1 rRNA gene and 1 pseudogene are annotated in these 1,157 nt (G+C 32.9%); both read left to right on the top strand.

The window, feature by feature from the left end:
- Positions 1-285 (top strand): 23S ribosomal RNA (locus CW751_RS16150); the annotation flags it as partial.
- A 62-nt stretch (positions 286-347) separates the two neighbouring features.
- Positions 348-1,157, top strand: a pseudogene (locus CW751_RS16085) (NADH-quinone oxidoreductase subunit H); the annotation flags it as partial.

Here is a 1,157-nt window from a genome sequence, read left to right as displayed (position 1 = left end):
ACGATAAGACCCTAAAGAACTTAACTACAGTTAAGCTGGGGCGGCATTGTAAAAAAATCTTACACTAACCCTTTAATAACTCCTAACTTTATATAAAGTTACCTTAGGGATAACAGCATAATTTAATTTTAAAGCTCTTATAAAAAATTAAGATTATGACCTCGATGTTGAATTAAGCCTCTCTCCGACGAAAATTTCGGACAAGAAAGTCTGTTCGACTTGTAAAAAATTACATGATTTGAGTTCAGACCGGTGAAAACCAGGTCGGTTTCTATCTTTTTTAAAAATGTACCAGTACGAAAGGACCTTACAATAAGTTACTAGCCCCATTTTAGCAAACTAATGCAATAGATTTAGAATCTTTCAAACTCTTTATTACCACAATATTTAATATTTTAATTACTATTATTGCAATTCTCCTTTCTGTCGCTTTTTATACTATTTTAGAACGAAAATTCTTAAGCTATATCCAAATACGCAAAGGACCTAATAAAGTAAGATTTATTGGAATTTTACAGCCATTTAGAGACGCCATTAAACTCTTTAACAAAACAATAACACTACCTACAACTAGAAATACCACACTAATTATCGCTACCCCCTTATTTACCTTTTTTCTTGGCTTAATTATATGACCCCTACTGCCTCTCAGACACTTTAACATTATCGACAGCTCATTTAATACCCTAATTTTTTTTGTAATTTCAAGTCTAAGCGTCTATTCAATTTTAACAATTGGCTGATCAGCCAATTCTAAATATAGCCAATTAGGCTCTTTACGAAGCGTAGCACAAATAATCTCTTATGAAATTAACTTCTTTATACTGTTTCTCCTTTTTCTTATTTTTATTCATTCTTACAAAATAAAAGAATTTTATATACCACAAAATTCAACCCCATTCTTAGCAGGCCTAATCCCTCTTTTACTAATTTGAATCCTAATCTGCACCGCCGAAGTCAACCGTAGCCCCTTTGACTTCGCAGAAGGAGAATCTGAACTTGTCTCTGGCTTCAACGTAGAATACGCAGGAGCCTCTTTTGCCATAATCTTTTTAGCTGAATATTCAAATATCCTGCTTTTAAGCATTATTTCAACCCTAATCTTTACCGGCCTATTGCTATCCATAATCTCCACACCAACTATCATTATTTTTTCG

Source organism: Brumimicrobium salinarum, assembly GCF_002844555.1.
Classification (GTDB): Bacteria; Bacteroidota; Bacteroidia; order Flavobacteriales_D; family Crocinitomicaceae; genus Brumimicrobium; species Brumimicrobium salinarum.
This window is presented reverse-complemented; position numbering and strand designations above follow the sequence as displayed.